The 23,583-nt window shown below is 54.6% G+C and carries 22 protein-coding genes; 4 read left to right on the top strand and 18 right to left on the bottom strand.

Annotated elements, in window-relative coordinates; translation table 11 throughout:
* Positions 1-28: 28 nt before the first annotated feature.
* The 7 genes from AC6I8J_RS18465 to gmk all read right to left on the bottom strand — a co-directional run bounded on the left by AC6I8J_RS18465 (position 29) and on the right by gmk (position 9,165).
* Positions 29-1,708, bottom strand: coding sequence for an AsmA family protein (locus AC6I8J_RS18465; protein WP_260060033.1), 1,680 nt, complete (start codon positions 1,706-1,708; stop codon positions 29-31).
* 118 nt (positions 1,709-1,826) lie between these two features.
* The gene (locus AC6I8J_RS18460) at positions 1,827-3,200 is read right to left on the bottom strand and encodes a nucleobase:cation symporter-2 family protein (RefSeq protein ID WP_161732915.1); all 1,374 of its coding nucleotides are present in this window, start codon (positions 3,198-3,200) and stop codon (positions 1,827-1,829) included.
* A gap of 106 nt (positions 3,201-3,306) precedes the next feature.
* Positions 3,307-5,385 (bottom strand): ATP-dependent DNA helicase RecG, encoded by a 2,079-nt coding sequence (gene recG, locus AC6I8J_RS18455; RefSeq protein WP_497825622.1) that lies wholly within the window; start codon positions 5,383-5,385, stop codon positions 3,307-3,309.
* Positions 5,382-6,080 (bottom strand): tRNA (guanosine(18)-2'-O)-methyltransferase TrmH, encoded by a 699-nt coding sequence (gene trmH / locus AC6I8J_RS18450; protein ID WP_253420518.1) that lies wholly within the window; start codon positions 6,078-6,080, stop codon positions 5,382-5,384. Before trmH ends, recG begins: the two co-directional genes overlap by 4 nt.
* 2 nt (positions 6,081-6,082) lie before the next feature.
* Entirely contained in the window at positions 6,083-8,191 is a 2,109-nt protein-coding gene (spoT, locus tag AC6I8J_RS18445) for a bifunctional GTP diphosphokinase/guanosine-3',5'-bis pyrophosphate 3'-pyrophosphohydrolase (RefSeq protein ID WP_161732921.1), read from the bottom strand.
* Between the two features lie 20 nt (positions 8,192-8,211).
* On the bottom strand, positions 8,212-8,487 hold the full coding sequence (gene rpoZ / locus AC6I8J_RS18440; protein ID WP_003851346.1) for a DNA-directed RNA polymerase subunit omega: 276 nt from the start codon (positions 8,485-8,487) through the stop codon (positions 8,212-8,214).
* 54 nt (positions 8,488-8,541) lie between these two features.
* The gene (gene gmk, locus AC6I8J_RS18435) at positions 8,542-9,165 is read right to left on the bottom strand and encodes a guanylate kinase (RefSeq protein WP_161732923.1); all 624 of its coding nucleotides are present in this window, start codon (positions 9,163-9,165) and stop codon (positions 8,542-8,544) included.
* Between the two features lie 239 nt (positions 9,166-9,404).
* Here gmk and ligB point away from each other — a divergent pair, with 239 nt between their 5' ends.
* Entirely contained in the window at positions 9,405-11,156 is a 1,752-nt protein-coding gene (ligB, locus tag AC6I8J_RS18430; protein ID WP_497825621.1) for an NAD-dependent DNA ligase LigB, read from the top strand.
* Here ligB and AC6I8J_RS18425 read toward each other — a convergent pair.
* From AC6I8J_RS18425 to AC6I8J_RS18395, 7 genes are all read right to left on the bottom strand, one after another.
* Complete coding sequence (locus tag AC6I8J_RS18425; RefSeq protein ID WP_161732927.1) at positions 11,094-11,711, bottom strand: trimeric intracellular cation channel family protein; 618 nt, start codon at positions 11,709-11,711, stop codon at positions 11,094-11,096. The two genes, ligB and AC6I8J_RS18425, sit on opposite strands and share 63 nt — an antisense overlap.
* 435 nt (positions 11,712-12,146) lie before the next feature.
* Positions 12,147-12,791, bottom strand: coding sequence for an oligosaccharide flippase family protein (locus AC6I8J_RS18420; RefSeq protein WP_161732929.1), 645 nt, complete (start codon positions 12,789-12,791; stop codon positions 12,147-12,149).
* Positions 12,792-12,873: 82 nt separating this feature from the next.
* Positions 12,874-13,140, bottom strand: coding sequence for a hypothetical protein (locus AC6I8J_RS18415; RefSeq protein WP_161732931.1), 267 nt, complete (start codon positions 13,138-13,140; stop codon positions 12,874-12,876).
* Between the two features lie 432 nt (positions 13,141-13,572).
* Positions 13,573-13,968 carry a hypothetical protein gene (locus AC6I8J_RS18410; protein ID WP_033734531.1) on the bottom strand — a complete coding sequence of 132 codons (396 nt, stop codon included), beginning with the start codon at positions 13,966-13,968 and terminating at the stop codon, positions 13,573-13,575.
* A gap of 136 nt (positions 13,969-14,104) precedes the next feature.
* Positions 14,105-15,247 carry an alanine racemase gene (locus AC6I8J_RS18405; RefSeq protein WP_253420515.1) on the bottom strand — a complete coding sequence of 381 codons (1,143 nt, stop codon included), beginning with the start codon at positions 15,245-15,247 and terminating at the stop codon, positions 14,105-14,107.
* A 220-nt stretch (positions 15,248-15,467) separates the two neighbouring features.
* A complete protein-coding gene (lpxP, locus tag AC6I8J_RS18400; RefSeq protein ID WP_033734527.1) occupies positions 15,468-16,391 on the bottom strand; it encodes a kdo(2)-lipid IV(A) palmitoleoyltransferase in 924 nt (307 codons plus the stop codon).
* A gap of 424 nt (positions 16,392-16,815) precedes the next feature.
* Positions 16,816-17,679 (bottom strand): YicC/YloC family endoribonuclease, encoded by an 864-nt coding sequence (locus AC6I8J_RS18395; RefSeq protein WP_161732937.1) that lies wholly within the window; start codon positions 17,677-17,679, stop codon positions 16,816-16,818.
* Positions 17,680-17,834: 155 nt separating this feature from the next.
* Between AC6I8J_RS18395 and AC6I8J_RS18390 the strand changes: the two genes are divergently transcribed.
* Positions 17,835-18,260: a DUF3574 domain-containing protein gene (locus AC6I8J_RS18390; RefSeq protein ID WP_285086987.1), complete on the top strand. Its 426-nt coding sequence runs from the start codon at positions 17,835-17,837 to the stop codon at positions 18,258-18,260.
* Between the two features lie 38 nt (positions 18,261-18,298).
* On the opposite strand, the gene AC6I8J_RS18385 is transcribed toward AC6I8J_RS18390, so the two are convergent.
* Positions 18,299-19,483, bottom strand: a complete 1,185-nt coding sequence (locus tag AC6I8J_RS18385; protein WP_253420513.1) for a NupC/NupG family nucleoside CNT transporter — start codon at positions 19,481-19,483, stop codon at positions 18,299-18,301.
* Positions 19,484-19,634: 151 nt separating this feature from the next.
* On the opposite strand from AC6I8J_RS18385, the gene rph reads away from it, so the two are divergent.
* Positions 19,635-20,351 carry a ribonuclease PH gene (rph, locus tag AC6I8J_RS18380; protein ID WP_285086989.1) on the top strand — a complete coding sequence of 239 codons (717 nt, stop codon included), beginning with the start codon at positions 19,635-19,637 and terminating at the stop codon, positions 20,349-20,351.
* 49 nt (positions 20,352-20,400) lie between these two features.
* Positions 20,401-21,042 carry an orotate phosphoribosyltransferase gene (gene pyrE, locus AC6I8J_RS18375; RefSeq protein ID WP_003851333.1) on the top strand — a complete coding sequence of 214 codons (642 nt, stop codon included), beginning with the start codon at positions 20,401-20,403 and terminating at the stop codon, positions 21,040-21,042.
* Positions 21,043-21,077: 35 nt separating this feature from the next.
* Here pyrE and slmA read toward each other — a convergent pair whose 3' ends face one another.
* From slmA to coaBC, 3 genes are all read right to left on the bottom strand, one after another.
* Positions 21,078-21,674 carry a nucleoid occlusion factor SlmA gene (gene slmA, locus AC6I8J_RS18370; RefSeq protein ID WP_010258372.1) on the bottom strand — a complete coding sequence of 199 codons (597 nt, stop codon included), beginning with the start codon at positions 21,672-21,674 and terminating at the stop codon, positions 21,078-21,080.
* 119 nt (positions 21,675-21,793) lie between these two features.
* Entirely contained in the window at positions 21,794-22,252 is a 459-nt protein-coding gene (dut, locus tag AC6I8J_RS18365; RefSeq protein ID WP_161732941.1) for a dUTP diphosphatase, read from the bottom strand.
* Positions 22,230-23,450 (bottom strand): bifunctional phosphopantothenoylcysteine decarboxylase/phosphopantothenate--cysteine ligase CoaBC, encoded by a 1,221-nt coding sequence (coaBC, locus tag AC6I8J_RS18360; protein WP_222924828.1) that lies wholly within the window; start codon positions 23,448-23,450, stop codon positions 22,230-22,232. The genes dut and coaBC overlap by 23 nt, the downstream gene beginning before the upstream one ends.
* Between the last annotated feature and the right edge of the window lie 133 nt (positions 23,451-23,583).

Genomic DNA, 23,583 nt, shown 5'->3' with positions numbered 1-23,583 from the left:
AAGGGCCGCATCTGCGGCCCTTAAGTTATTAACGAACCTCGCCAGCCTGCATGGTCTGCTGCACCTGCTGACTATCCGTTGTCACCGACAGCGTGCCATTGACCGTTGGGCGTAATGGCTGGCCTGCGGCTAAAGCGCCACTCAATTGCAGCTGCATATTGCTGTCACCGGTTAACGGCAAGGCGGGCCATCCCCAGTTCTGCAACACATTCACCGGCACTGCACGCCCCGTCAATTGCAGCGTCAGCGGGCGCGCTGGCTGCTGGCCGACGGTAGCCGTCCCTTCAAGCAGCCCCTTGTTACTGAACGCACTCAGCTCGGTCACCTGAATCTGCTGCGTGTCTGCATTCAGCGTAATGGATGGGTGACGCAGATCGGTACGGTTAAAAGTCGACTCTGCCGCATTCAGGCTAAGCTTACCCGACCAGATCCCCCACTGATGCTGCTGCGCCAGCAGCAGGTTCTCGCCGGATCCGTCCAGTGAGGTCAGCTGGAAGGGAAACGCCGGATTGATGTCGATAATCAGGTTACGATTAGAGGTGAAACGCGTCACCGCTACGCTATCCAGCCACGCGGGCAGTGCCGCCTGCCAGCGGTCACGCCAGTCCTGCGGCAGGGTATATTCCAGTCCGGCAATAGCCAGATTTTTCAGCGTCAGGCGTTTATCACTGCGTGACCAGTCACCGTCAGCCCGAATCACCCCGTTCGCCCAGCGTGAACTGAACTGCGTTAGCGCCAGACCCTGCGGCGAGAAATCCAGGTTAACGATAGGGTCATTAAGCTCGAATCCACCGTTGATAAAATTGCTGGCATTCAGCGCCAGCGAACCATCATTACTCTGCCAGTCATCGCCCTGCCAGTTAACGTTTCTCAGCGTCAGGTCAAGATCTGTCACCGCCCAGTCAGGCCCCTGCAGGCGGGCATCGGTCATGTCGAGGCGCGTAATGGCAATCGAGGGAACCACCTGCAGGCGATGCAGGAAATCTTTCAGGCTGCTGGCAGTCTGCAGACGAATATCATTCAGTCGTAGCTGATTGATTTTCCAGTTCCCCTGGGCATCGCGCTCACCGCTGCCGGTCATGGATCCACGCGCCAGGTCGGCACCAATATTATCAAAGCGCATCCGGTTCTGGGAAACACTGCCCTGAATCAGGACGTTTTCAGCGGGCACCTTATTCAGCGTCATGCTGCCTGCACTCATCTGGAAACGGGCATCGCGACCCAGCATATTGAGGGATGTGGGTTTCCACGGCAGAATGCCGCCATTAACCTGCTGAGCAAACAGCGGTAACGTGCTGTTGGGGCTGTCGATACGCATGTTATTGAGCTGCAGGCGATCGGCCTGAATGGGTAGCGCACTGCCTGGCGTCAGATTGGCCAGATTCACTTCCCCGTCGCGCAATTCAAGGCTACTGAAATGCAGTGGATCGCTAAACTGAATCAGAGCCAGACCGAGATCGACCCGTTTCGCTACCAGAACCGCAGGCTGCCCATCATGACCAAAGCTGAAGTCATCCAGAATGATATGAGAGGGAGAAGAGAAATTGTGTTCAATTTTACTCAGGGAGAGATGCCATTCGGTTTTGTCGCTCACCCAACGGCTAAACCAGCCTGCACCCCACTGTGTCTGCAGCAATACATAGATCACCACAAGGGTGAAAAGCAGCAGCAAAAGTAAGGTGAGGAAAAACTTTCCAAGAAATTTCATAGCATCCTTCCCGAGTTAAATCCGGTGAGAGGTTGTTATGCCTGAATTACCGTTACAGCTCAACAGCCTGGATGTAAATCCGAATAATTAGCAGGCAGGCCGAAGCCTGCCTGTGGACTTACTTCTCTTGCGGGAAAATCAGGTTGAGCACAATGGCGGTAATGCCGCCCGCCGCAATGCCGGAAGAGAGCAGGGTTTTCAGCCAGTCAGGCGCAAACTGCAGGATCAGCGGCTGCTGGGAAACGCCAAGGCCCACCGCCAGCGATAGTGCGATGATCATGATGGCACGACGGTTAAGCGGCTCGCGTGACACGATGCGAACACCCGAGGCGGCGATGGTGCCGAACATCACAATGGTTGCACCGCCGAGCACCGGTTCAGGAATGAGCTGAACCAGACCACTGACCGCCGGGAACAACCCCAGCACAATCAGCATCAGCGCGACAACAAAGCCCACGTAGCGGCTGGCTACGCCGGTTAACTGAATGACGCCATTGTTCTGGCCGAAACAGGAGTTAGGGAAGGTATTAAACAGCGCGGAGACAAAGGAGTTAAGACCATTCGCCAGCACCCCACCTTTCAGACGTTTCATATAGAGTGGGCCGCTCACCGGCTGTTCTGAAACATCCGAGGTGGCGGTGATATCGCCGATGGTCTCCAGAGAGGTAACCATAAATACCAGCATCAGCGGGATAAGCAGATTCCAGTCGAAGCCCAGCCCATAGTAGAGCGGGGTGGGTACCATGATTAGCGGCTGATCAGCGGGAATACCTGCCGCAGGCAGCATACCCATCGTCCAGGCCAGCAGATAGCCTACCGCCATGGCAATCACCAGAGAGGCGACGCGCAGGTAGGGATTCTTCTGTCGGTTCAGCAGCACGATCACCAGCAGCACGGCTCCGGCCAGCATCAGATTTTTCGGCGCGCCAAAGGTATGGTCATTCATCGCACTGAAACCACCGCCAATGGAGGTTAGGCCGACCTGAATCAGCGACAGGCCAATAATCATCACCACGATACCGGAAACCAGCGGCGTAATGATCCGGCGCGCCAGATGCAATACGCGCGACAGCACCATTTCGGTACAGGAGGCTACCATCAGCGTGCCAAACAGTGCCGCCATCATGGTGGGCACGTCAGCGCCGCCATTTTTCAGCGCCATCCCGCCCATAATCAGAGGCGTCACGAAGTTGAAGCTGGTGCCCTGAATCGACAGCAGGCCCGAACCTACTGGTCCCCAGGTTTTGATTTGCAGCAGTGATGCCACGCCCGATGCAAACAGCGACATGCTGATCACGTGCCGGGTATCTTCTGCAGGCAGGCCCAGCGCCTGACAAATCAGAATCGCAGGCGTAATAACCGCGACAAACATGGCTAGCAGGTGCTGACCGGCGGCAAACAGCGTTTGCGGCAGGGGTGGACGATCTTCAAGGCGATAAATCAGTTCACTTTTCGTGGCGGAAGGCTGGTCTGGCTGAGGAGTGGTGGACATCTTCTGTTCTTCCCAAAAAATAGTGTGGCGATTGTAATCATCCGCAGGCTAAAAGCAATCGTTTGCCCGGTGAAGATAAAAAAGGCCGTACCAGAATGGAACGCACTCAGACATTGGTATAGCGGGTGGTCTCTGGCAGCCAGCGTTCAATCAGGGCGCTGGCCTGCTCGGGATAGTGCTGGTGGATGTGGCGCGCCACGCGCTGCACTTCCGGCACCATCGCGGCATCACGTAGCAGGTCGGCTACTTTGAATTCGGCGTTGCCGGTCTGACGCGTGCCCAGTAGTTCACCCGGCCCGCGAATCTCCAGATCGAACTGGGCAATGACAAAGCCATCATTGCTGTCGCGCAGCACCTGAAGACGCTTTTGCGCCGTCTTGCTCAGTGGCGCTTTATAGAGCAGCACACAGTGCGATGCTATAGCACCACGACCTACACGACCACGCAGCTGATGCAGCTGCGCCAGCCCTAACCGCTCCGGGTTTTCGATAATCATCAGGCTGGCATTCGGCACGTCAACGCCGACCTCGATGACTGTCGTCGCCACCAGCAGCTGCAGCTCATTCGCTTTAAAGGCCTGCATCACCGCCTGCTTTTCCGCGGGCTTCATCCGGCCATGTACCAGTCCGATGTTTAAGTCGGGAAGCGCCGTTTTCAGGGATTCCCAGCTGGCTTCTGCCGCCTGCGCTTCCAGCAATTCGGACTCTTCAATCAGGGTGCAGACCCAGTAGGCCTGACGGCCCTCGCGGCAGGCATGCTCAACCCGCGCCACAATCTCATCGCGTCGCGTATCGGGGATAGCGACGGTGGTCACCGGTGTTCGTCCCGGCGGCAGCTCATCGATAGTTGAGGTATCAAGATCGGCATAAGCCGTCATCGCCAGGGTGCGCGGAATGGGGGTGGCGGTCATGATCAGCTGATGCGGATGGAAACCCTGTTCCTCGCCTTTTTCCCATAAGGCCAGTCGCTGGTGGACGCCGAATCGGTGCTGCTCATCAATAATCACCAGCGCCAGACCATTAAACTGTACCTGCTCCTGAAACAGCGCGTGTGTGCCCACGACCATCGCCACCTGACCACTGGCTATCGCTTCCTGCTGGGCCTGGCGGGCTTTGCCTTTCTGTTTTCCGGCCAGCCAGCCCACTTCTATCCCCAGCGGCGCAAACCACTGACGGAAGTTACTGGCGTGCTGTTCAGCCAGCAGTTCGGTCGGCGCCATCAGCGCAACCTGCTTGCCATGGGCGATAACGTTCAGCGCAGAGAGCGCAGCAACCAGTGTCTTGCCCGAGCCGACATCGCCCTGCACCAGCCGCATCATCGGAAAATCATTGGCCAGATCTTTCTCTATCTCCGCCACCACGCGTTTCTGCGCATTGGTCGGTGAGAAGGGCAGCGCGGCCAGCAGCTGATCGCTAAGGTTGTGTCGCGGCGGCATCGGTAACGCGTAATAGCGCTGAGCACCGGCGCGTACCGCCAGCATGCTGAGGTTGTGCGCCAGCAGCTCTTCCAGAATCAACCTGCGCTGCGCCGGATGACGGCCACTTTCCAGCTCACTGAGCCGGAGATCGGGCGGCGGACGATGCAGTGTGCGCAGTGCATCAGGCAGGCTGATCAAGCCGCCGCTCAGTTCCTTCGGCAGCAACTCGGCAATCGGGCAGCTCTCCAGCTGCGTCAACGCCTGATCGGTAAGATTACGCAGTGTAGCCTGTCGGATACCTTCAGTGGTGGGATAAACTGGTGTTAAGGTCTCTTCCAGCGCTACATTGCTCTGTTCGCCCTGGATGCGGTATTCGGGATGAATAATCTCGGCACCGCGCTGACCGCGTTTAATCTCGCCATAGGCGGTGACGCGCCGGCCTGGCGACAGGTTGTTCTTCATCCCGGCATTGAAGTTGAAGAAGCGCATCGTCAGGACACCACTACCATCGCTGATCTGGCACACCATCATCCGGCGGCGACCAAAGGTGATGTCGGTATGCAGCACTTCGCCTTCTACGGTGGCCCAGATACCGGGCAGCAGATCGTCAATGGCATAAAGCTGGGTGCGATCTTCGTAGCGTAGCGGGAGATGAAGCAGGAGATCCTGAATGGTGTGCAGGTCAATTTTGGCCAGTTTTGCTGCCTGGCTGGCACCGACGCCGGTCAGGGTACTGAGCGGGATGGCATCCAGCAGACGGCCCTTCATCTTTTTTTACCGGTCGACTGCATGGTTGCCCACCAGCTGGGATCGGCGTCCACTTCGCCCTGAGCATTGATGCGCGGATAGGGTAAACCTTTCTGCTTTGCGACCCGCGCCAGCACCGGGTATCCGCCTTCGAACAGCAGGCGTTGCTGCTCATCATCATCCAGCAGGCTGTAATCGCGCAGGTAAAGACCGGCATTCTGCCGCTGCCGTTGTGCTTCGTAGAGGATCAGCGCACAGGCAACCGAGACATTCAGCGACTGCACCATTCCCACCATAGGAATTACGATCTTCCGGTCAGCCAGCGCCAGTGCTTCTTCAGTGATGCCGGTTTTTTCCTGTCCCATCAGGATGCAGGTGGGAAGGGTATAATCGATCTCACGGAAATCTACGGCATCGTCAGAAAGATGGGTCGCCAGAACCTGCATCTTCTGCTGTTTAAGCCGTGTTACGGCATCGCCAATGGTGGGATGGGTGACCACTTTCACCCAGCTGTTGCTTCCGGCAGACGCGGAAGCCTGGGTGCGCATCCGCTGGCTGGGCCAGACAGCATGTACTTCGTGGATGCCGACAGCGTCGGCCGTGCGGATCACCGCCGACACATTGTGCGGCTTATGCACCTGCTCCATACAGACCGTAAGGTCGTGCTGGCGCAGTGCCAGCATCGCCTGAATCCGGGCAAAACGTTGATCGTTCATGCCTAATTACGATTACGGTGGACTTTGATCACATCCGGCATCACGCGAATTTTACGCATGATATTCGCCAGATGGACACGGTCGCGTGCGGTCAGGCGGATAAAGGCGCTGTAGACGCGGCCATCACGCTCTTCGGTATTCAGGCTCTGAATATTGGAACCGGCCGTATTGATTGCTGCCGTCAGGTTCGCCAGTGCGCCCTGATGGTTAAACATGTCGACTTTGATTTCCGCCACGAACTCCTGCTCAGTGACTTTATCCCACTCGACCGGCATGAATTTTTCCGGCTCTTTCTGGTAGCCGCGAATATTTCGACAGGACTCATGATGCACCACCAGTCCTTTGCCAGGGCTGACATGAGCAACAATCGGGTCACCGGGAATTGGTCGGCAGCATTTGGCGAACGTAATCAACACGCCATCAGCGCCTTTGATCGGCAGCTTACCGCGCTTGCTGTTACTGCTGATGGTCTTGCTGTCCGCCTGCAGCAGGTTCTTCGCCACGACCACGCTCATCGCATTGCCCAGACCAATTTCCGCCAGCAGATCGTCAAGCGAGGTCAGCTTCATACGGTCCAGTTCCTGACGGATATTCTCAGCCGGGATCTCAGCCAGCTTACGACTGCCGCCCAGCGCATGGCTGAGCAGGCGGCGGCCCAGATTAACCGAGTCTTCACGCTTGAGGTTTTTCAGCAGCTGGCGAATTTTGGCGCGGGCTTTGGAGCTGACGACAAAGTTGAGCCAGGCGGCGTTGGGACGGGCGCCTGGCGCGGTGATGATCTCAATCGTCTGGCCGCTGGTCAGGGTTTGCGACAGCGGATAAGGCTGGCGGTCAACGCGTGCGCCGACGCAGGCATGGCCAATGTCGGTGTGAACCGCATAGGCGAAGTCCACCGGCGTCGCGCCGGTTGGCAGCTCAACAATGCGGCCTTCAGGCGTAAAGACGTAGATCTCATCGGGAAAGAGATCGGACTTCACGCTTTCGATAAACTCAAACGAACTGCCCGCACTCTGCTGCAGCTCCAGCAGGCTTTGCAGCCAGCGCTGAGCGCGAATCTGTGCGGTGGTGCCACTTTCGCCCGCCTGTTTATAGGCCCAGTGCGCAGCGACCCCCATTTCTGCCATCTGATCCATATCCTCGGTGCGAATCTGCACTTCAACCGGCACGCCGTGCGGACCGATCATGGAGGTATGGAGCGATTGATAGCCGTTGGCCTTGGGGATGGCGATGTAATCTTTCACGCGGCCCGGACGCGGCTTATACAAGCTGTGCATCTGGCCAAGAACGCGATAGCAGGTATCCAGATCTTTCACGATGACGCGAAAGGCATAGATATCCATGATGGAGTGAAAACGCTGCTCTTTCAGCGTCATTTTGCGGTAGATCGAGTAAAGATGCTTTTCACGACCGCTGACGCGGCAGGGAATGCCCGCTTCCTGTAAACGGCCATCAATCTCAGAAAGAATCTTCTGGATCATCTCTTTACGATTACCGCGCGCGGCTTTCACCACCTCTTTAATTACCCGATAACGGTTCGGGTAGAGAGCCTCAAAACCGAGCTCTTCCAGCTCCGTTTTAAGATGGTGAATACCCAGGCGATGCGCAAGCGGACTGTAAATCTCTAACGTTTCCAGCGCGATGCGGCGACGTTTGTCCGGGCGTAACGACCCGAGGGTGCGCATATTGTGGGTGCGGTCAGCCAGCTTGATGAGAATGACGCGGATATCCTGCACCATCGCCATAATCATCTTGCGGAAGTTCTCTGCCTGCGCTTCTTTCTTGTCGCGGAATTTCAGCTTATCCAGCTTGGAAACGCCTTCGACCAGCTCCGCCACGCTTTTACCAAACAGCTGTTCCATGTCCTGGTAAGTGGCAGGCGTATCTTCGATCACGTCATGCAGCAGCGCGGCCATGAGGGTTTCATGGTCGAGCTTCATTTCCGCCAGAATACAGGCCACGGCAACCGGATGGGTGATATAAGGCTCACCGCTGGAGCGTGTCTGTCCCTCGTGGGCATCACGTGCGACAAGGTAGGCTTGCTGGAGGCGCTTGATCTGCTCCTCTGGCAAGTATTTTTCAATCAGTTGATTGAGACTTTCAAACAGATACAAGGGTGACCTGCAGGTGGCTGTTAACGACGACCTTCAGCGATAGCGGTAACGGCCTGTAACTCAGCGGCTTCCTGCTCTTGCTGTTCCTGACGATCACGCACATCTAAAATCTGATTGGTGACCAGACCTTCTTCGATTTCGCGCAGAGCGATAACGGTAGGCTTATCGTTCTCTTCCGGAACCAGCGGATCTTTGCCGCCAACCTGCATCTGACGTGCACGACGTGCAGCGACCAACACCAGGTCAAAACGATTACCAACTTTTTCTACTGCGTCCTGAACGGTTACGCGTGCCATAGGTGTGCTACTCCACAGATGAAGAAATGACTGCGCATCATACTGAAACTGTATTCAGACTGCCAACAGTTTGCTGATTAAAGCATCGTGACGCGCCTTCTGGCGCGCCATACGCAGACGTTCGGCGCGAATAATGGTTTTCAGATCGGACAGCGCCAGATCGAAATCATCATTCACAATTAAATAGTCATACTCGGCGTAGTGGCTCATTTCCGCTACCGCCTGCGCCATGCGACGCGTGATGACCTCTTCGCTATCCTGACCACGACCGCGCAGACGGCGATCGAGCTCTTCTTTCGACGGCGGTAAAACGAATATGCTGCGTGCGCCTGGCATTCTGGCGCGAATTTGCTGCGCACCCTGCCAGTCGATGTCGAGAAACACATCAACGCCGGTTGCCAGCACCTGCTCAATAGCATGGCGCGACGTACCGTAATAGTTGTCGAAAACTTTAGCGTGTTCGAGGAAGGCATCTTCCGCGATCATCTGCTCAAATTCATGTTTCTCAACGAAAAAGTAATGTTCGCCATGGGCTTCACCCGGACGCATGCCGCGTGTCGTGTGCGAAACAGAGACCTGCGTATCATACAACGGCTGGGTCTTTAACAGTGCCTGAATCAGGCTGGATTTACCTGCGCCGCTGGGTGCAGAAACAATATAGAGCGTGCCTTGAGCCATGGTTTTCTTGAATTGATTAAAAGCGGAGTCGATTTCCTGCACAGTATACACAGCTTCCCGCTGCCACGCAGCGTTTGCGCAGCGGCAACAGCCAACTTTTGCGTATCTTCGCGCAAATGTCTGTCAGGCCGCTGCAATTAATCCTTTATTGTTACGGCATCTCTTCCGCAACCGGACATCGTCTCTGGCTGACGCCAGGGCATTGATATTGAATACCGCAAAACGTCAGGGGAGAGAATATGAAAGGATTCGGCTGGCCGCTGTTGGCGGCTGTTTTGTGGATCGTCATATGGCCTGCGCATAGCGCCGTTTGTCCGGTCTGGACACCGATTTGGGCGACTGAAGAGATCCGCCGCCTGCAACAGCAACTACAACACTGGGATGACGCTTACTATCGTCAGGGGCAGAGTCCGGTGGTGGATGCGGATTATGACGCTCTTCAACAGCGACTGATTCAGTGGCAGCACTGCTTTAGCCCTTATCAGCCGGTTTACACCCCGCAACTGCCGGGTAATGGCAAGTCATTGCATCCGGTCGCCCACACAGGTGTAAAAAAGATGCGCGACAAGCTGGCGCTGGCTTACTGGATGCAGGGGCGTGGCGATCTCTGGGTGCAGCCCAAAGTTGATGGCATCGCCGTTTCACTGGTATATCGCCACGGCAGGCTGGTCTCCCTGTTAAGCCGTGGCGATGGATTACGTGGTGAGGATTGGCTGGCTAAAGCCGCCTGGATCCCGGCGATTCCGCTGAATATCGACACCCGTCTCGACGAGGTGGTGTTGCAGGGTGAGCTATTCCTGACGATGACCGGTCATCAACAGGCCGTTGATGGTGGTAAAAATGCGCGCTCACAGGTGGCCGGGGCCATGATGAGCAAGCAACGGATTCCTCTGCTGAATTCGCTTAATGTTTTCATCTGGGCCTGGCCAGATGGTCCCGCCAAAATGACAGAACGGCTTGAGCAACTCAGCCGCTGGGGACTGGGCGTTGCCGCAAAATGGAGTTACCGCGTCAAAGATGAAGAGGAGGTCGCCACCTGGCGGGAGCGCTGGTTCCATGCTGCGCTACCTTTTGTCACTGATGGCGTGGTGGTTCATCAGAGCCTTCGTCCTGCGGGAAAAAACTGGCTGCCGGGAGAGGGCACCTGGGCTGTTGCCTGGAAGTATCAGCCTCCTGAAGTCAGCGCTGAAGTGCTCTCCGTTGATTTTCCGGTTGGCCGAACCGGGAAAATAGCTGCCGTCCTTAATCTGCAGCCGGTGCAGCTGGATGACAAGACTGTCAGGCGGGTCAATGTCGGATCCCTGCGTCGCTGGCAGGAGAGCGATATTGTGGCGGGTGATGTGATTACGCTGAGTCTGGCGGGTCAGGGGATCCCCCGGCTGGAGCGGGTGATCTGGCGCGTGGCAGAGCGCGACTATCCTCAGCCTCCCGACGCGTCGCATTACACGCCGCTAAGCTGTTACACCTTCAGTGCGGAGTGCCAGAAGCAGTTACTGGCAAAATTACGCTGGCTCAGTCAGAAAACGGTGCTGAATATTCCGGGCGTTGAGCGCAGCACCTGGCTGCGCTTACTGGAAACCGGCAGTATGACGCATCTGTTCGGCTGGCTGACGTTAACACCGGAACAGATCACTGCCGCAACGGGCTTCTCTCCGGAACGGGCGGGTCAGCTCTGGCATCGTTTTAATCTCACCCGTCAGCAGCCGTTTCGTCGCTGGGTGGATGCCTTAGGTATTTCACTGCCGCGGAAGGCCCTGAAGTCACTGCCCGATCAGCAGTGGGAGAGCTTAATGCAGCGGGATATTGCGGGCTGGCAGGCGTTACCGGGTGTTGGGGCTGCGCTGGCAAAGCGCCTGGTTGCGCAGTTCCATGATGCCCGTGTGCAGAGGCTGATCGCGTTCCTGCAGCAGCAAGGCATACCTTCTTCCTTAATGCTCGGGATGGGGATAGTTGAAAATCGGCAAACCGAGGCGGAAGCGCAGCGCCAGTAAACGGGCAAAGAAGCCGAACAGCAGGGTAATGATTATCACCGCTTCATGTGCCAGCGTAGTTTTCAGCAGCAGGATATAGAGCCAGCCTGAGGCGAAGGCGATACCAGCGTAAAGTTCCTTCTGAAACACCAGCGGAATGCGATTACAGAACATGTCACGCAGCACGCCACCGAAGACGCCGGTAATGACCGCGCTTATGGCGGCAATAATCATGGCATGTCCGGAATCAAGCGCAACCTGCGCGCCGATAATGGAAAAAACCACCAGTCCCAGTGCATCAAGCACCAGGAACACTTTGCGCAGGTGTGTCATCAGGGGTGCCAGGAACGTGGTGATGACCGCTGCTGCCGCCACAATCATGATGTATTCGGGATTTTTTACCCAGCCCAGCGGATAGTGACCCAGCAGGATGTCGCGCACCGAACCACCGCCGATGGCAGTCACTGAGGCGATAATAATAACACCGAACAGATCCATTTTGCGGCGGCCCGCCGCCAGCGCCCCCGTCATGGCTTCAGCAGTAATACCAATGATGTAGAGAACGGTCAGTAACATAGCAGACTCCGGTAAAACGGGGGCAAGGCGATATCCTTGCCTGAAAGACGGCGACAGAGATTTTCAGGCGATCGGCGTCCGGGATAAGCGCAGTGTATACCAGCCAGCCAAGGCGTCCGTATAGAAAGACTTTTCTGCGCAGAGCCTGCGGTGAGTGCCTGTGTAAATCTGAGAAGACACAGTCTGTAGAAGGTTTGTGCGTTGCGGCCCGCTGTTTTACGGTTCCGGACTAGCGGATATTAACCGACCATGAACGCCAGACAACGGCTGGAGGTAAGTCAGTTTATAAAGGAGGTAGAAAGGCTGGATGCGGCAGATAAAGGAAGAATTAGAGAAATAAAGCAACAGGCTTAATGAAAAGAAAAGGCGTGCTGGTTAACAGCACGCCAACGCATCGTTTCAGATGCTCAGAGCCCACCAAACAGACTTATTTTATTATTTGTTTCTTGCACGAATTTTAGAAAAGGCTTTCAGGCTAAAATGATATTCTGGCTGGAACCATGAACGACCATAGTAGCAGTAAATCAGCATGCGAATGGATGCCATCGCCAGGTAACCCCAGATCGCACACAGTACTGAAGGGGTCAGCCAGACGGTAAATAAAGTGACGGCAAGGCCGGCTAATACTGCTGAGGTTTCAGCAAAGGCGATACGGGTATATTGTTTTTCGCGCTGTAATATCGCACGGTAATGCTGACCCTGTGGGATGATAATAAACACCACTGAGACCATCTGCAGCATTAACGCCAGTTCAGGTTGACCAAACAGACTGTTCAGCAGGTGACTGCCCGTAAATAACAGACCAAACACTACGACACCCATCAACATATTACCCCAGTAAATCGTGGAGAGGTCGTTGATAGAGAGCATACAGCGGCGGATCAGCTTATTTGAGAAGCCGCGATCGGCCAGCGTATCGATAGCCAGTAAAGCTATCACGGCGATCGCCAGCAGGTTTAGTTCATTCGCCTGCAGGATTTGCGCCAGCAACGAGAGCTGCAGTACGCCGATGCCAATAATTTTGATTGAAGAGAGCAGAGACCATTTTGCGCTATTAAGACTGCTTTCACGTATTGCCATAATATACTCGTTAGAGTTCATTGACTCTGTGAGAATTAAATCGTTGTGTAACAGCAATGAGAAGTTGCTGTCACACCGTTAGTTAGTGCAATTTTTCTGGCCGGAGTCCTGAAATACCTTTCCAGGCTTGCCATGTTATTATGGATTCAATCAAATGGTGCTCGGATAAAAAATAGATATCCCTGGTAAATTCTCTGTTTCGTGTCATGGCGGAATCCCCTGCAGCTAATAAGAATTCCGCCAGATCACGAATAAATCCTGTTGTAGTTTTATATTCTCCTGCCAGCATCCTTGCGGCAATCTCAACGAATTCTTTTTCTGATAACAAAGGATACGCAGAGCGGTCCATGACTTTTCCTGCTTTATCATTATGGGTATTGCTGTGTGTGGAATGATTTATACATTGTTTTATTTAATTTAACACCATAAGAAAAGTCTGATTACGCGACCGCAGAAATAAATGGTTTCACTCTATGCATGATAAATATTAAATCCCCAGCAGGGCAGTAATAAACGATTGTTGATGATTAATGTATACGTCAGAGAGAAAGTGTTCGTGCAGAAGATGAAGAGGCCTGTAATCAGGGAAGATCGCCAGCCTGTCGGGTGATGTTGCCAGGAATTTTCCTGGCAACAATGCTTAAGCAGGGTTGGTGATAAATGTGTAAAAGAGGCATGCAATCAGATAAACGCTTTATGCTTTATCATCGGAAGTTTTTCTGTTTTTTTTCATAAACAGCCAGTGATAAGTACAGAGAAAAAATCGAGCTAAGTCATTGATTTACTGTGTCAGAAGCTGGTTAAGCTTCTCAAGATCGTTGCTAACCCATTCAATATCCTGCTTAAATCTCTCATCTGAAGTAAATGGCTGGCGGTAAACCGTCACCATCACCTCGGCACCCTGCTCGTTGGCTATCACGCGCATCGGCACATAGATTTCCTTTCCTGAGCCACTATCAATCCAGTGATCCATTACGCCAAACGGATTATGTGGCGAGAACCGGAGCTTTACATTTCCCTGAGGGCCTTTAGCACGCCAGCGATTGCCATCAGGTTCTAATGCACTATTCGTCAGCCCGGACGCCCACTTTGGAAAAAATTCCGGCTTCCAGATGGTTTCATAAAGATCTAACCAGTGACGCGGAATTGTCAGGCTCAGCGTGCGCGAGGAGAGCATATAACCTCCGGAGGATAAGCTAAAAAAGCATTAAAGCATGGGGTCAGGCTCGTTAATACGTTGTAACAGCAGAAGTGTGGTGTTGAGAGGGTTTCGTACAAACGGCAGACAACGGATGAGGCTGTCTGCCGCTGACTCAGATAAAATTGCCGCGTGCAGAAACTGCGTGCTCTTCGCTATGCCCACTGGCGCGACGCAGAACAAAGCCATCCGACTGTGCCATCACTGCGCAGCTGTGATTCGGAAAGATACGAAGCAGCATGCCGACTTCAGGACGGCGATCCTGATAAAGCAGAAAACCATGCTCCTCAGATAACTTTGTCACCTCATACGTGTGGCCCGCTTCGTCGGCTGCAACACCAAAGCCGCTGGCATTGGTGCCGTGTGGCCCTTTATCTGAACTCAGCATTTTCGATCCGGCATCCACAATTGCGAAATGCTCGTTTACCGCTACCACACGTGTAATGACGCTCATTGCCAGCTGATCGACGTAACTTAGCCCGAGGCGACAGGCGGTAAGGTCCAGCAGTGCATAGTTGCCGGGCCGGATTTCACTGATGCAGGGCGCAACCTCGGCTGCCAGGGCCGTAGGCGTTGACCCCACAGAGAGCGGGCAGTCGGTAAATCCCGCAGCCTGCAGTTTTGCCTGAAGCTGCTGCATCAATACCGTTTCCTGCCTGGCAACATCAACAATAGCCGCAGCATTACCGGCACCATAAGCGTGGCCGGCATGCGACACTAATCCGGCAAAGCGTACGCCTCTGTCCCGCAGCGCCTGAGCAATCAGCACGGCGTCATCACTATCAGGACTAACACCAATCCGGTGTAATCCAACATCCACCTTAATCGCCACCGCCAGCTCGCAGTCTGGTTGTTGCTGCCACGCATCCGCAATCGCTGCCACACCCTGCAGCCTGTCCGCAATCAGGGTAAGTTTTGCCTGATGAAGCACGGCGAGACGCAGCAACTCAGCCACGCTTTGCGGTTGCACAACCGGATAGGCTAAAAGCAGATCGCGAACGCCCCCCTGAATAAAGCTGATACCTTCGCTGGGTTTAGAGACCGTGACACCCTGAGCACCATATTCAAGCTGACGCTGAGCAATCCAGACGCTTTTATGTGTTTTGATATGCGGACGCAATGCGACGCCTGCCGCACTGGCTTTGCGCTGCATATGCTGCAGATTCTGCTCCAGGCGTTCTGCATCGACTTCAATATAGGGCGTAAGGCGGTCATCAATCAGCGGTCTCTGCCACTGCTGTGTATCGTTGATATCCATAAGATTATCCGGCTTTAACGAGGTAAGAGGATTCATCATTCCTTAATTAACTTTCTGATACCAGCTTGGTGGCTGTGGAGGAGGCGCTGAACAGCAAAAATTAAAGTGGGTGTTAACCCGGGATAGAGCATGCTGTACACGGACAAACCGGAGAGGATACTAAGCAGGCGTGGATTAGCAGAATAAAAAAGCAGGCGCGGTGCCTGCTTTATCCGGTTATTCAGACGTAGAGTGACTGTTCACCCGGCGGTCGGGTTTTGAATCGGCGATGCAGCCAGAGGTATTGTTCCGGTGCGCGCAGAATCTGATTCTCGATCACTTTATTCATATAGGCTGCAGCAGCAGCCTCATCCGTATGAGGATAATTTTCCAGCATCGGCTCAATGATCAGATGATAGCCATCATTATCTGCATTACGAATCAGCATAATCGGCACCATCGCCGGCTTCGCCAGACGCGACAGCACAAAAGTGCCGTTGGTGGTGGCCGCTTTTTCTACCGCAAACAGCGGCGCAAAGGTGCTGCCTTTCGGGCCGTAATCCTGGTCTGGTGCAAACCAGACCGATTCACCCTGTTTCAGAGCATTAACCATGCCGCGCAGATCGCGGCGGTCGATCATCGCTTTGTTCGAGCGCATCCGGCCTTTGGTCTGCACATATTCCATTGCCTGATTGTTGTGCGGACGGTACATCGCCATCATCGGCTGACAGAGACCGCTTATGCGGCCGCCCAGCTCCAGTGACATGAAATGCACGCCAATCAGCATCACACCGCGCTTTTCATTCTGCGCAGCGTGGAGATTATCCATACCTGACACTTTAAACAGACGTTTTACCGCACGGTCAGACCAGAACCAGGCAATACCGGTTTCAGCCAGCGCCATGCCTAACGACGCAAAATTACCGGCGATCATATGTTCTGTTTTTTCTTCACTGATGCCAGGAAAACAGAGCTCAATGTTACGACGGGTGATTCGCTCACGGCGCTGCAGAAAATGGCGGGAAATTTTGCCCGCACCGGCACCGAGACGCATAAGAACAGGATAGGGAAGCTGGACCAGAAGCCAGAGTACACCAAGACCAAACCAGGTAAACCAATAACGCGGATGCAGCAGCGAGCTGCTAAATTTTCCGGTGTTTTTCATTAAAACCTTCATGAGATAAATGGATGCATCGCATAAAGAACACTTCCATAAAGTCTCCAGGCGCTACAGCTGTACTGATTTCGACCAGCACTTTATCAAAAAGTGCCTTCAAAGAAAGGGAAACTACTGACTCTACAGGATTGACCTGTTTCATGGAGCCAGCGTTTCGGGTGCGAAAAAAGGGTTCGCAACAGAAAAAAGATATTAAATTCAGAATATTAAAAAAGACAGGCCTGATAAGGAAAACGTGACAGACACGCATTACAGAAGAGTCCGGAAATGATTATTTATCCATCTTTACGTAATAATGAGGCCAGCCACACGCTTAGAACACCCTGCACGCTGATGCAGAAGAGAGGTCATTACTCAGAGAATGAACAAAGCGCCATCGCTGACGCTTCATCTCAGACCTGAGGAAAAGATCTTACTCAATATTTTGAATCTGCTCGCGCATCTGTTCAATCAGCACTTTCAGTTCGATAGCAGAAGTGGTGATGTCGGCGTTGATCGACTTCGATGCCAGCGTATTCGATTCACGATTGAACTCCTGCATCATGAAATCGAGCCGACGGCCAACCGCTTCTTTCTTTTTCAGGATGTTGTAGGTCTCTTTAACGTGCGCATCCAGGCGATCCAGCTCTTCGGAGACGTCAACACGCTGCGCCATCATCACCAGTTCCTGCTCCAGGCGATTGTTTTCCAGCTGGACTTCAGCATCTTCCAGTTTGGCGACCAGACGCTCACGCTGCCATTTGATGACTTCAGGCATCTGCGCCCGCACTTTGCTGACTTCCTGCGAAACTCCTTCCAGACGCTGCTCAATCATCGCTTTCAGTGCGGTGCCTTCGCTTTCGCGTGCCGCAATAAAATCATCCAGCGCACTATCCAGCGCCTTCAACAACTGCGTGTTAATGGCATCCAGATCCTGCTCCTGTGCAGACATCACACCGGGCCAGCGCAGGATATCCAGCGGATTAATCGCGCCTTCATCGCTCTGCATTTTCACCCAGTTGGCCGCCTGCACCAGCTGTTTCGCCAGCGTTTCATTGAGCATCAGCTCGCCCTGCGCGCTGGGGTCGGCATCAAAACGCAGGTTGCACTCAATTTTACCGCGCGTCAGACGCTGGCGAATGCGTTCGCGGATAACCGGCTCCAGCCCACGAAACTGTTCCGGCAGACGGATGTAGGTTTCCAGATAACGCTGGTTAACAGAACGCAGCTCCCAGGCGGCGCTGCCCCATTCGCCTTTGGCTTCGCTGCGGGCATAAGCGGTCATACTGCGGATCATAAGCGGTACTCATTTGCGGAAAGATGGGTGAAGTATAGCGAGGCGAGCCACGGCATAACAGGCATAAGCGTCTCACTGGAAAATAACGAACCATTTCCGCTTTCTGCGAGAGCCACTTATGATGACCACTGACCCCTTGTGAGGATGACCGATCTATGTCACGCGTTATTGCCCTTCCTGTTGTGATGGCTCTGTTGCTGGCGGGTTGCCAGACGCGCCATGCGCCGCCCACGAAACCGCAACCCATCTGTGCGGGTGGCGACATGATGATGCAGACCACGCTGTGGTTTGGACTGAGCAAGCCAGATGGCGGCAGGGTGAGTTCACTCGACTGGATGAACTTTGTGGACAATGAGGTCACGCCACGCTTCAAAGCGGGACTGTCGATTTATGACGCTAAAGGGCAATGGCTGGGCGAGAACGGCAAACTGGCACGGGAGAACAGTAAAGCGCTGATGCTGATCCACGGTATCGATCCTGCCACCAATCAGGGTATTGAGGCGCTACGCACACTCTATAAGAAACGCTTTGCTCAGGAGTCGGTGATGCGGGTAGATGCACCCGTCTGCGTCGGATTCTAGAATAAACGCGGGCGGCAGCGAGGCCGCCCGCGGAATAGTCAGATAAACAGACCGGCAAAAGCTGCAGAGAGCAGGCTCACCAGCGTGGAGCCATAGACCAGCTTCCAGCCAAACCGGGAAACCACATTCCCCTGTTTTTCGTTCAGGCCTTTTATGGCACCCGCCACAATGCCGATCGAGGCAAAGTTAGCAAAGGAGACCAGGAACACAGACAGAATACCCAGCCCGCGCGCACTCATGCCCGCCGCGACTTTCTGCAGCTCAATCATCGCCACAAACTCATTTGCCACCAGCTTGGTCGCCATGATGCTGGCCGCCTGCAGGGCATCCGCTTTGGGAATGCCGATCAGCCATGCCAGAGGATAGAACAGGTAGCCGAGCAGCTGCTGGAAGCTATAGCCAAAGACCGCCGCAAACACGGCATTCACGGCAGCAATCAGGGCAATAAAGCCAATCAGCATCGCCAGAATGATCATCGCCACTTTGAAACCAGCCAGGATGTACTCGCCCAGCATTTCAAAGAAGCTCTGCTCTTCATGCAGCTTTTCCAGCGCGATAGGCTGCTCATCCTGGCTTTTCATCGGGTTGATGATCGACAGGATAATAAAGGTGCTGAACATGTTAAGCAGCAGTGCGGCAACCACATACTTCGGTTCAATCATCGCCATATAAGCACCGACAATCGACAGCGAAACGGTGGACATAGCGGTCGCTGCCATGGTGTAGAGCCGACGCGGCGGGATATCACCCAGAATCCCTTTATAGGCGATGAAGTTTTCCGACTGACCCAGAATCAGCGTGCTGACGGCGTTAAACGACTCCAGTTTGCCCATGCCATTAATTTTCGACAGCAGCGTCCCGAAAATACGGATCAGCAGCGGCAGGATGCGCCAGTGCTGCAATATGCCGATCAGTGCGGAAATAAAGACAATCGGGCAGAGTACGCCAAGGAAGATAAATGCCAGCCCCTGTTTGCTCATTCCGCCAAACACGAATTCTGTACCCTGTGCGGCAAAGCCCAGCAGCGTCTCAAAGAATCCCGCAAACGAGCCGACCAGCGCCAGCCCCCCGGCAGAGTGAAGGAAGAACCAACCCAGCGCGGCTTCTGCCACAATCAGTTGAACAATAAAGCGCAGGCGAATCTGTTTACGGTCATGACTGACCAGCAGCGCAAGGGCAAAAATCACCACCAGCGCCAGCAGGAAATGAAGAATGGCGGCCATATGTCTTTTTTTATCAGAGAGAAAGGAAAGCGCATTTAGCCACAGCTGGCAGGGAATTTCATCTGATGCCTGCGTCAGACCGGCGCAAGAGACAGCGGGCAAGGAAGTCCGTATAATGCGCAGCCAATCATTAGCAAGCCGGAGAATACCCATGCGTCCAGCAGGCCGTAGCGCACAACAGGTGCGTCCAGTCACATTGACCCGCAATTACACCAAACACGCAGAGGGTTCCGTTCTGGTGGAATTCGGCGAAACGAAAGTGCTTTGCACTGCCTCCGTAGACGAAGGGGTTCCGCGTTTCCTTAAAGGCCAGGGCCAGGGCTGGGTCACGGCTGAATATGGCATGCTGCCGCGTTCAACCCACAGCCGTATGGCGCGTGAAGCCGCAAAAGGCAAGCAGGGTGGACGTACGCTGGAAATTCAGCGTCTGATCGCCCGTTCACTGCGTGCCGCAGTTGATCTTAAAGCGCTGGGTGAATTTACCATTACGCTCGACTGTGACGTAATTCAGGCCGATGGCGGCACCCGTACCGCCTCAATCACCGGTGCCTGTGTGGCGCTGGCTGATGCGCTGAACAAGCTGGTAGCCAGCGGCAAGCTGAAAGCCAATCCGATGAAGGGCATGGTCGCGGCGATTTCAGTAGGTATCGTTAAAGGCGAAGCACTGTGCGATCTGGAGTACGTTGAGGACTCCGCGGCAGAAACCGACATGAACGTCGTGATGATGGAAGATGGTCGCATGATCGAGGTGCAGGGCACTGCCGAGGGCGAACCGTTCAGCCATGAAGAGCTGCTGACGTTACTGGCGCTGGCACGCGGCGGCATTGAGGAATTGATTCAGGCGCAGAAAGCAGCGCTGAAAAATTGATGTAACAGGCGACCTCAGGGTCGCCTTTTCTTTATTTGAGGAGTGAGAAATGAAAGCCTGGCAGCGTCAGTTTATTGAATTCGCCCTGAACAAGCAGGTGCTGAAGTTCGGTGAGTTCACTTTGAAGTCAGGGCGTAAAAGCCCCTATTTCTTTAATGCCGGTCTGTTCAACAGCGGACGGGATTTAGCGCTGCTGGGACGCTTCTACGCGCAGGCGCTGGTGGATGGCGCTGTCGACTTCGATCTGCTGTTCGGTCCGGCCTATAAAGGCATTCCGATTGCGACCACCACGGCGGTGGCGCTGGCGGATCATCATGACCGCGATGTGCCTTACTGCTTTAACCGTAAAGAAGCGAAAGATCACGGCGAAGGTGGCCTGCTGGTGGGCAGTCCGCTGCAGGGCAAAGTGATGCTGGTGGACGATGTGATCACCGCAGGCACCGCAATTCGTGAGTCGATGGATATTATCGGCGCGCACAACGCTACTCTGGCAGGCGTGCTGGTCTCGCTTGATCGTCAGGAGCGTGGACGCGGAGAAATGTCGGCGATTCAGGAAGTGGAACGTGATTACGGCTGCAAAGTGACCGCGATTATCACACTGGCCGATCTGATTAGCTGGCTGGAAGAGAAGCCGGAGATGGCCGATCATCTGGCTCAGGTTCGTGCCTATCAGAAAGCGTACGGGATTTAACAGAGGCGGGCGCAATGCCCGCCTTCTTTTACGCTTTACGCCAGCTGCGCGGCAATCAGCGGCCAGCGAGCCTCAAAGTCTGCGGTAGGACTGAAACGAAACTCAGAACGGACATAGCGCGACAGTAAACCTTCACAGAATGCCAGCAGCTGGCTTGCCAGCAGCGCCTCATCAGCCTGAAAAGCTTCGCCCTCACGCATTTTCCGTTCCCGCATCACCTGTCGCAGCTGCACTTCAATCCGCTCAAACAGCTGATTGATGCGTCCCTGCAGTCGGTCCTGCTCAAACATCAATGCATGGCCGGTCAGGATGCGCGTCAGTCCCGGATTACGCTCACCAAATCCCAGAATCAGTTGCACGATCAGACGCAGACGCGTCATGGTCTCTTTTTCATCTTTGAGGATCAGATTGATGCGGGTAATCAGACTGTCTTCGATAAACTCAATCAGGCTATCGAACATGCGTGTCTTACTGGGGAAGTGACGATACAACGCCGCTTCGGAAACGCCTACCGTGGCTGCCAGTTTGGCGGTGGTAATGCGCTGACTGCCATCACCCGACTCCAGCATCTGTGCCAGCGCCTGCAAAATCTCTTCGCGACGGTTTCGCTTCGCGACTTTTTTTTCTGCCATGACCTTAAAGACCCCTGAAATTCACCTAAAAACAGGCAACACCTACGCATCTGCCACAGGAACGCGTCCCATGGCGATGAGGAAAAATAACGGGCGTAAGTGAAAGTCGGTAATGCGGGTTACTGGCGACCTGAATGGCCGAAGCCGCCTTCGCCGCGCAGGCTGGCGTCGAAATCGTCGACCAGGTTAAATTCCGCCTGTACCACCGGTACAAAGACCAGTTGTGCCATGCGATCGCCGGGTTGCAGAGAGAAACTTTCCTGGCCGCGATTCCAGACCGAGACCATCAGCTGTCCCTGATAGTCGGAGTCAATCAGCCCGACCAGGTTGCCCAGCACGATGCCGTGTTTATGGCCAAGACCTGAGCGCGGCAGGATCACAGCGGCCAGATCGGGGTCGGCAATATGAATCGCCAGGCCGGTCGGGACCAGCGTTGTGGTGCCTGGTGCGATGTCGAGAACATCATCAATGCAGGCGCGTAAATCTAACCCAGCGGAACCTGAAGTCGCGTAGGTCGGCAGTGGAAACTCTTTGCCGACGCGCGGGTCCAGGATTTTAACGTCTATTTTTTTCATCATAACGGCTGACAATCTCGTCTATTAATTGTTGGCCAAGGAGAGACTTATCGCTGAGCGGTAAGCGTTTTTCTCCATCCTGCCAAAAAAGGTGAAGAGCATTGGTGTCGCTATTAAATCCCTGTCCGGCTTTAGCGACATCGTTAGCGCAGATCAGGTCCAGATTCTTGCGCACCCGTTTTTGCCGGGCGTATTCTTCCACATTCTGTGTTTCAGCAGCAAATCCAACCACAAATGGCCGGTTTTCCTGAAGTGCGGCGACCCCGGCAACAATATCGGGATTCTTTACCAGGTTCAGCGTGACGTTATCATCGCCGCCCTGTTTCTTGATTTTATCGGTCGCAATATCGGCTGCCCGGTAGTCTGCCACGGCTGCGCTTGCAATGAAAATATGTTGTTTAGCTATCTCGCTCATGACGGCGGCCTGCATCTCCAGCGCGCTGGTAACGTCAACGCGTTGCACACCCGCTGGTGCCGCCAGGCTGACCGGACCACTGACCAGCGTGACCTGTGCGCCGCGTCTGGCAGCGGCAGCGGCAATCGCAAAACCCATTTTGCCGGAGCTGTGATTCGTGATGTAGCGCACCGGATCCAGCGCCTCACGTGTCGGACCGGCGGTTATCATAATGTTGAGATGTTGCAGATCGTTGACGGGTGCAGCCCACTGCACCGCATGGTCAACAATCGCCAGCGGATCAAGCATCCGGCCCGGCCCGACGTCGCCGCAGGCCTGGCTGCCGCTGTCTGGCCCCCAGATCAGCACGCCACGCTCATGCAGCGTCTGCAGATTATGCCGGGTCACCGCCGCACGATACATCTGCTGATTCATAGCGGGCACCACCGCCACGGGTGAGGCCGTCGCTAATACAGCAGTGGTCACCAGATCGTTTGCCATACCGGCAGCTATACGGGCAATCAGGTCGGCAGTGGCCGGTGCCAGTACAATCAGGTCGGCCCACTTTGCCAGTTCAATATGACCCATTGCGGCTTCCGCTGCCGGATCAAGCAGATCGTCAAACACCGGATAGCCGGAGACGGCCTGCAGGCTGAGCGGAGTAATAAAGGCCTTTGCCCCCTCCGTCATCATTACGCGAACATCAGCGCCGCGATCGCGCAGGCGACGTACCAGCTCAGGTGCTTTATAAGCGGCAATACCGCCACTTACGCCAAGAAGAATTTTTTTGCCGGCTAATCCCATCATGATGTTGGCCTCACTAAGCTCTCTGCCGCTCGCGGCGGCGAATGCACGGACTTTATCACAAAAGCGTGGATGCGCCTTTTCACCAACTGCGTTTGCGAGCCGTCTCGAAGATTGATACGCCACTGATAGCGGC

The sequence above is a fragment of the Pantoea sp. X-Soil-ISGK-355 genome (assembly GCF_059730805.1).
This window is presented reverse-complemented; position numbering and strand designations above follow the sequence as displayed.

Coding starts and splice junctions, on each gene's coding strand:
- pyrE (WP_003851333.1), top strand. CDS start 20,401: ATGAAAGCCTGGCAGCGTCAGTTTATTGAATTCGCCCTGAACAAGCAG.
- rpoZ (WP_003851346.1), bottom strand. CDS start 8,487: ATGGCACGCGTAACCGTTCAGGACGCAGTAGAAAAAGTTGGTAATCGT.
- AC6I8J_RS18420 (WP_161732929.1), bottom strand. CDS start 12,791: ATGGCAATACGTGAAAGCAGTCTTAATAGCGCAAAATGGTCTCTGCTC.
- AC6I8J_RS18415 (WP_161732931.1), bottom strand. CDS start 13,140: ATGGACCGCTCTGCGTATCCTTTGTTATCAGAAAAAGAATTCGTTGAG.
- recG (WP_497825622.1), bottom strand. CDS start 5,385: ATGAAGGGCCGTCTGCTGGATGCCATCCCGCTCAGTACCCTGACCGGC.
- slmA (WP_010258372.1), bottom strand. CDS start 21,674: ATGGCAGAAAAAAAAGTCGCGAAGCGAAACCGTCGCGAAGAGATTTTG.
- lpxP (WP_033734527.1), bottom strand. CDS start 16,391: ATGAAAAACACCGGAAAATTTAGCAGCTCGCTGCTGCATCCGCGTTAT.
- AC6I8J_RS18405 (WP_253420515.1), bottom strand. CDS start 15,247: ATGGATATCAACGATACACAGCAGTGGCAGAGACCGCTGATTGATGAC.
- ligB (WP_497825621.1), top strand. CDS start 9,405: ATGAAAGGATTCGGCTGGCCGCTGTTGGCGGCTGTTTTGTGGATCGTC.
- AC6I8J_RS18390 (WP_285086987.1), top strand. CDS start 17,835: ATGTCACGCGTTATTGCCCTTCCTGTTGTGATGGCTCTGTTGCTGGCG.
- trmH (WP_253420518.1), bottom strand. CDS start 6,080: ATGAACGATCAACGTTTTGCCCGGATTCAGGCGATGCTGGCACTGCGC.
- gmk (WP_161732923.1), bottom strand. CDS start 9,165: ATGGCTCAAGGCACGCTCTATATTGTTTCTGCACCCAGCGGCGCAGGT.
- AC6I8J_RS18465 (WP_260060033.1), bottom strand. CDS start 1,708: ATGAAATTTCTTGGAAAGTTTTTCCTCACCTTACTTTTGCTGCTGCTT.
- AC6I8J_RS18410 (WP_033734531.1), bottom strand. CDS start 13,968: ATGCTCTCCTCGCGCACGCTGAGCCTGACAATTCCGCGTCACTGGTTA.
- coaBC (WP_222924828.1), bottom strand. CDS start 23,450: ATGATGGGATTAGCCGGCAAAAAAATTCTTCTTGGCGTAAGTGGCGGT.
- AC6I8J_RS18460 (WP_161732915.1), bottom strand. CDS start 3,200: ATGTCCACCACTCCTCAGCCAGACCAGCCTTCCGCCACGAAAAGTGAA.
- dut (WP_161732941.1), bottom strand. CDS start 22,252: ATGATGAAAAAAATAGACGTTAAAATCCTGGACCCGCGCGTCGGCAAA.
- rph (WP_285086989.1), top strand. CDS start 19,635: ATGCGTCCAGCAGGCCGTAGCGCACAACAGGTGCGTCCAGTCACATTG.
- AC6I8J_RS18395 (WP_161732937.1), bottom strand. CDS start 17,679: ATGATCCGCAGTATGACCGCTTATGCCCGCAGCGAAGCCAAAGGCGAA.
- AC6I8J_RS18425 (WP_161732927.1), bottom strand. CDS start 11,711: ATGTTACTGACCGTTCTCTACATCATTGGTATTACTGCTGAAGCCATG.
- AC6I8J_RS18385 (WP_253420513.1), bottom strand. CDS start 19,483: ATGGCCGCCATTCTTCATTTCCTGCTGGCGCTGGTGGTGATTTTTGCC.